This window comes from Stenotrophomonas sp. HMWF003, from assembly GCF_003061285.1.
Classification (GTDB): domain Bacteria; phylum Pseudomonadota; class Gammaproteobacteria; order Xanthomonadales; family Xanthomonadaceae; genus Stenotrophomonas; species Stenotrophomonas maltophilia_AP.
In genome coordinates this window covers 497-5789 of sequence record NZ_QAIW01000438.1, presented here as the reverse complement: position 1 = coordinate 5789, position 5293 = coordinate 497, and the positions used below count along the sequence as shown (strand labels likewise).

At 68.9% G+C, this 5293-nt stretch carries 5 protein-coding genes; all 5 read left to right on the top strand.

The genetic code is table 11. The features are described from left to right. The first annotated feature begins 121 nt into the window (after positions 1 to 121). The 5 genes from DBR34_RS19220 to DBR34_RS19200 all read left to right on the top strand — a co-directional run bounded on the left by DBR34_RS19220 (position 122) and on the right by DBR34_RS19200 (position 5161). Complete coding sequence (locus DBR34_RS19220; RefSeq protein ID WP_181394081.1) at positions 122 to 2077, top strand: DUF3857 domain-containing protein; 1956 nt, start codon at positions 122 to 124, stop codon at positions 2075 to 2077. A 113-nt stretch (positions 2078 to 2190) separates the two neighbouring features. Then, complete coding sequence (gene lolA, locus DBR34_RS19215) at positions 2191 to 2829, top strand: outer membrane lipoprotein chaperone LolA (RefSeq protein WP_128097964.1); 639 nt, start codon at positions 2191 to 2193, stop codon at positions 2827 to 2829. A gap of 271 nt (positions 2830 to 3100) precedes the next feature. After that, positions 3101 to 4402, top strand: coding sequence for a replication-associated recombination protein A (locus DBR34_RS19210; protein ID WP_258224140.1), 1302 nt, complete (start codon positions 3101 to 3103; stop codon positions 4400 to 4402). Continuing rightward, on the top strand, positions 4402 to 4800 hold the full coding sequence (gene crcB / locus DBR34_RS19205) for a fluoride efflux transporter CrcB (RefSeq protein ID WP_128097962.1): 399 nt from the start codon (positions 4402 to 4404) through the stop codon (positions 4798 to 4800). Before DBR34_RS19210 ends, crcB begins: the two co-directional genes overlap by 1 nt. Before the next feature lie 88 nt (positions 4801 to 4888). After that, positions 4889 to 5161 (top strand): hypothetical protein, encoded by a 273-nt coding sequence (locus DBR34_RS19200; RefSeq protein WP_038688374.1) that lies wholly within the window; start codon positions 4889 to 4891, stop codon positions 5159 to 5161. The last annotated feature ends 132 nt before the right edge of the window (positions 5162 to 5293 follow it).

The window sequence follows — 5293 nt, the reverse complement described above, 5'->3', positions numbered from 1 at the left end:
AGTAAGGCCGGGCTCTGCCCGGCTGCTCCACCCCGGGGCGCTACCCGGCGCGCCATCGCCCGGCGACACCCGACCATCCCCGCCGGGCACCCGTCGCCGGCACCCGCCCCAAGGAAGTGCAATGAAGCCGATGCTCTGGTTGATGGTGGGCGGACTGACCCTGGTGGCAGCCGCCGCGCATGCCGGCGTGACGCCGGCAGTGCCGGCCGCGTCCCCGGCAGCCGCGGCACCCACGGGGCAGGGCACCGACGCGCAGGCCAGCAACAACTACAGTTTCGTACGCTATCGCGCCGACTATGCCGTGCGGCCCGATGCGGGCAACGTGCAGACCGAAGAGTACGAGATCCTGCTCAAGACCAAGGCAGCGGTCGAGCAGTTCAGCCAGGTGCGCCTGAGCTACAGCGAGAAGATGGAAACGCTGGAGGTGCTGGCCGCCTACACGTTGACCGCCGACGGCCAGCGCCGCGACGTGCCGGCCGATCGCATCTACACCCAGGAAAGCTACTCCAGTGCGGCCGCCGCCATGTATGCCGACCGCAAGGTGCGGGTAGTGGTGTTCCCCAACCTGGCCCCCGGCACCCGGGTGGTCTACCAGACCCGGCGCACCCAGAACACGCCCTATTTCCCAGGCTATTTCGGTCTGTGGGAGACCTTCAGCGTGTTTACCCAGTACGACGATGCGCAGGTGACGCTGTCGGCGCCGGCCACCATGCCGATGTTCGTGCAGCAGCGCGGCGTGCAGGGCAGCGATGTGCCGACGATCCGCAATGGCCAGGCCCGCTGGCAGTGGCGTTACCAGCGTCGCGTGCCGATGCAGGCGCAGAACTGGTCGGCGGCTGCCTGGGAGTTCAGTCCGAACATCATGGCCAGCACGTACCGCGACTGGGCGCAGGTGGCCCGCGCCTACCAGCTCAAGGGCGGCGAGGCGGCGAAGGTGACGCCGGGCATCCAGGCGCTGGCGGACCAGGTCACCGCCGGTATCGACGACCGCCGCGAGCAGGCCGCCGCACTGTACCGCTGGGTCTCGCAGAACATCCGCTATGTGGCGGTGTACCTGGGCAACGGCGGGCTGGAGCCGAACCCGGCGCAGAGCATCCTCGACAACCACTACGGCGACTGCAAGGACCACGTGGTGATCCTGGAGGCCCTGCTGGCCGCGCGCGGCATCCAGAGCACGCCGGTGCTGATCGGCGCTGGCGGCGGGCCGACCCTGCCGGCCATTCCGCTGCTGGGGCGCTTCAACCACGCCATCACCTACATTCCCGAGTTCGACCTGTACCTGGACTCCACCAGCGCCTACGCGCGCTTTGGCCAGTTGCCCGATGGCGACCTGGGCGCGCCGGTGCTGCTGACCCGCCAGGGCACCGTGGCACGCACCCCGGAAAACGATGCCGCGCGCAACGGCAACGGGCTGGAGGTGGACTTCCGTTTCGATGCGGCCGGCAACCTCGGCGGGCAGACGGTGCAGCAGCCCAGCGAAATCAGTGAGATCGGCATGCGCGCCTCCTTCGCCCGGCTCAATGCGCAGAACCGCGCCCGCGTGGAGGAGTCGATCATGGCTTCGTCCGGCTTTGACGGCAGTGGTGCGCTGACGTTGCTGGGCGACCCGCAGGACCTGACCCGGCCGTTCAACTACCGCTACGATTTCCACGCCAGCGACTACGTCGATTTCAGCGTGGTCGGCGGCATGCCGCTGCCCGATGCGCCCGGGGGCGAGTCGTTCCGTGACATCTACGCCACCACCTCGGCGCCGGGCAACGACACCCCGTTTTACTGCACCGATAGCCTGCGCGAGGAAACCTATCGGCTGCAGTTCCCGGCCGGCGTGCCGATCGTCGCCATCCCGCGCAGCCAGCAGTTCCGCAACGCCGCCGGGGAATACCAGCTGGACTGGACCCGCGACGGCCAGGTGGTCACCGCCCGCCATCGCCTGCACCAACGGGCAGTGCGCGGTCCGCAGGCCCTGTGCCAGCCGCAGGACTACACCGCGTTCCGCGCGCTCTACCAGCAGGTGCGGCGTGGCTTCCGTGGGCAGGTGGTGTACGGCGACCTGAAGACGGTCCAGGCCGGCCCCTGACGGCACGGTGGATAGGCGGGCGCGGCGGCGCGGCGCATACTATCCCTGATCGCCCATTCAGCTTTGGCTGGGCACACTGCCCTCCATCCTTCCCATCTGTTCGGATACCGCCCATGCACACCACTTTCCGTCGCTACCTGGTTGCCGCCACCCTGGTCATGGCCAGCGTGGGATCGGCGACTGCCTGGGCCGGCGCCCGCGATGAGCTCAACCGCTTCACCCAGGGCCTGAAGGGCCTGGACGGGCAGTTCAGCCAGCAGGTGTTCGACAGCAAGGGCAAGGTCAAGGAAAACACCAGCGGCCGCGTTGCGCTGTCGGCGCCGCGCCTGTTCCGCTGGGAGTACATCAAGCCGCACGAGCAGCTGATCGTGGCCGATGGCAAGAAGGTCTGGGTGTATGAAAAGGATCTGGAACAGGCCACGGTGCGCCCGCAGGGTGCCGAAGAGCAGAACAGCCCGCTGACCGCGCTGATCAACCCGGCACTGCTGGACAAGCAGTACGACGTCAGTGAAGAAGCGGCCGCCCGTGACGGCCTGCAGTGGCTGGCGCTGAGTCCCAAGCGCGAGACCGATACCGCCTTCCAGTACGCCGCGCTGGGCTTCAATGCGCAGGGCCTGGCCCGGATGGAAGTGGTGGATGCCGTGGGTCAGCGCACGGTGATCACCTTCACCGGCTGGAAGCGCAACCCGTCCTTCGCCGCGGGCACCTTCACCTTCGCGCCGCCCAAGGGCACCGACGTCATCGGCCAGTAGAGCCGGGCGCTGCCCGGCAGCATCCCGTAGAGCCGGGCTCTGCCCGGCAGCATCCCGTAGAGCCGGGCTCTGCCCGGCAGCATCCGTAGAGCCGGGCTCTGCCCGGCTGCGGCGCAACCACACGATCAACGGCAGCCGGGCTGCCCATCGTCGCAGGCGCGTGCGGTGGCGCGGCGGCCAGCCGCACGCCCGGCCACGGTAGAATAGGCACGTGGCCAGAAACCGAACGACATTCAATGGGCCCGATCTGCTGACGGTGGATCGGGACAACATGCGTCCGCTCGCCGAGCGGATGCGCCCGCAGACGCTGGACGAGATGGTGGGGCAGAAGCGCCTGCTCGCGCCCGGCAGCGCATTGCGCCGCGCCGTCGAGTCCGGGCACGTGCACTCGATGATCCTGTGGGGACCGCCAGGCTGCGGCAAGACCACCCTGGCGCTGCTGCTGGCGCACTACGCCGATGCCGAATTCCGCGCCATTTCGGCGGTGCTGTCCGGGCTGCCCGAAGTGCGCCAGGTGCTGGCCGAAGCGGCGCAGCGGTTCGCCGACGGGCGCCGCACGGTGCTGTTCGTGGACGAGGTGCACCGTTTCAACAAGGCCCAGCAGGATGCCTTCCTGCCGCACATCGAGCGCGGCACCATCGTGTTCGTCGGCGCCACCACCGAAAACCCGTCCTTCGAACTGAACTCGGCGCTGCTGTCGCGCTGCCGCGTGCATGTGCTGGAAGCGGTGTCGCCGGCCGACATCGTGGAGGCGCTGGAGCGCGCGCTGGGCGATGGCGAGCGCGGGCTGGCGGCCGAGCCGGTACAGGTGGCGGCCGAGTCGCTGCTGGAAATCGCCACCGCTGCCGATGGCGACGTGCGCCGCGCACTGACCCTGCTCGAAATTGCCGCGGAACTGGCCGGCGGCGACGGCGGCACGATCACGCCGGACATGCTGCAGCAGGTGCTGGCCGACCGCACCCGGCGGTTCGACAAGGGCGGCGAGCAGTTCTACGACCAGATTTCGGCGCTGCACAAGTCCGTGCGCAGCTCCAACCCCGACGCCGCGCTGTACTGGCTGACGCGCATGCTCGACGGTGGCTGCGACCCGTCCTACTTGGCCAGGCGCCTGACCCGCATGGCGATCGAGGATATCGGCCTGGCCGACCCGCGCGCGCAGTCGATGGCGCTGGAAGCCTGGGACATCTACGAGCGGCTGGGCAGCCCGGAGGGTGAGCTGGCGTTCGCCCAGCTGGTGCTGTACCTGGCCAGCACCGCCAAGTCCAATGCCGGCTACGCCGCCTTCAACCAGGCCAAGGCCGACGTCCGCGAAAGCGGCACCGAAGAAGTGCCGCTGCACCTGCGCAACGCGCCGACCAAGCTGATGAAGAACCTCGGCTATGGCGCGCAGTACCAGTACGACCACGACGTGGAAGGGGGCATCGCGCTGGACCAGACCGGGTTCCCGGATGCGCTGGGCGAGCGCGTGTACTACCAACCGGTGGCGCGCGGGCTGGAAATCAAGCTGAAGGAGAAGCTGGACCGGCTGCGTGCCGCGCGCGAACAGGCGCGCGCCGACAAGGGCGGGCAATGATGGACGGTCTTACCCTCTGGTGGCAGCAGTTGGGACTGGTCATGGCCGGCGGGGCGCTCGGCGCGGCGCTGCGCTTCATGATCGGCGACGCGATGCTGCGCCAGTTCGGCAGCGGGTTTCCCTGGGGAACGTTGACCGCCAACCTGGTGGGCGCCTTCGCCGCCGGCTACCTGATGATGTGGCTGCAGAGCCGCGGCAGCCAGGCGGCGTACTGGCGCGCGTTCCTGATCGTGGGCCTGCTGGGCGGGCTGACCACCTTCTCGGCCCTGATGATGGAAACGCTGGTGTTCGCGCGTGCGGGACGCGGCGCGATGGTGCCGCTGTATCTGGGCGTCACCCTGGTCGGCGGGATGCTGCTGGTGTGGCTGGGCGCGCGCCTTGCCGAAGCGGCGCGCTGACGCTCAAACGCAGAAAACCGCGCAAAAGGCTGGATTAAAGTGATGTCTCACGATATGGTGCGCGCCCCCGTTTGCATCTTCGTCCGTCATGCGCGATGAACAAGACCCCGGCACCCTGGAGCTGATGCTGCCGCGCAAGCGCGGCCGTCCGCCCACGTTCGGCTATGCGATGACCGATGCGCAGCGCGCGGCACGGTACCGTGCGCGTCGCGCCGGCCAGGCCGATCACGCCGACGTGCGCAGCTGCAGCGACATGGTGCTGCTGGACAAGATCCGCGCGGCGATCAGCAGCAAGGATCCGGAACTGACCGGGTTCCTGGTGCACGTGCTGTGGCAGCGGTATCCCCTGCAGCTCAAGTAGGGCGCGATCGCGGCAGTGCGCTGGCGTGTGCGCGCAGATGGGCCAGCAGGCGATCGGCGTCCTGCCAGTCGGTGGGTGTCTCAAGCGGCAGTTCCTGCAGGTCGGCCGCGGTATCGGCCAGCGCCGCACAGC

What these genes read in the sequence shown, in the direction of transcription:
- crcB (WP_128097962.1), top strand. Translation starts at nt 4,402, where the DNA reads ATGGACGGTCTTACCCTCTGGTGGCAGCAGTTGGGACTGGTCATGGCC.
- DBR34_RS19210 (WP_258224140.1), top strand. Translation starts at nt 3,101, where the DNA reads ATGCGTCCGCTCGCCGAGCGGATGCGCCCGCAGACGCTGGACGAGATG.
- DBR34_RS19220 (WP_181394081.1), top strand. Translation starts at nt 122, where the DNA reads ATGAAGCCGATGCTCTGGTTGATGGTGGGCGGACTGACCCTGGTGGCA.
- DBR34_RS19200 (WP_038688374.1), top strand. Translation starts at nt 4,889, where the DNA reads ATGCGCGATGAACAAGACCCCGGCACCCTGGAGCTGATGCTGCCGCGC.
- lolA (WP_128097964.1), top strand. Translation starts at nt 2,191, where the DNA reads ATGCACACCACTTTCCGTCGCTACCTGGTTGCCGCCACCCTGGTCATG.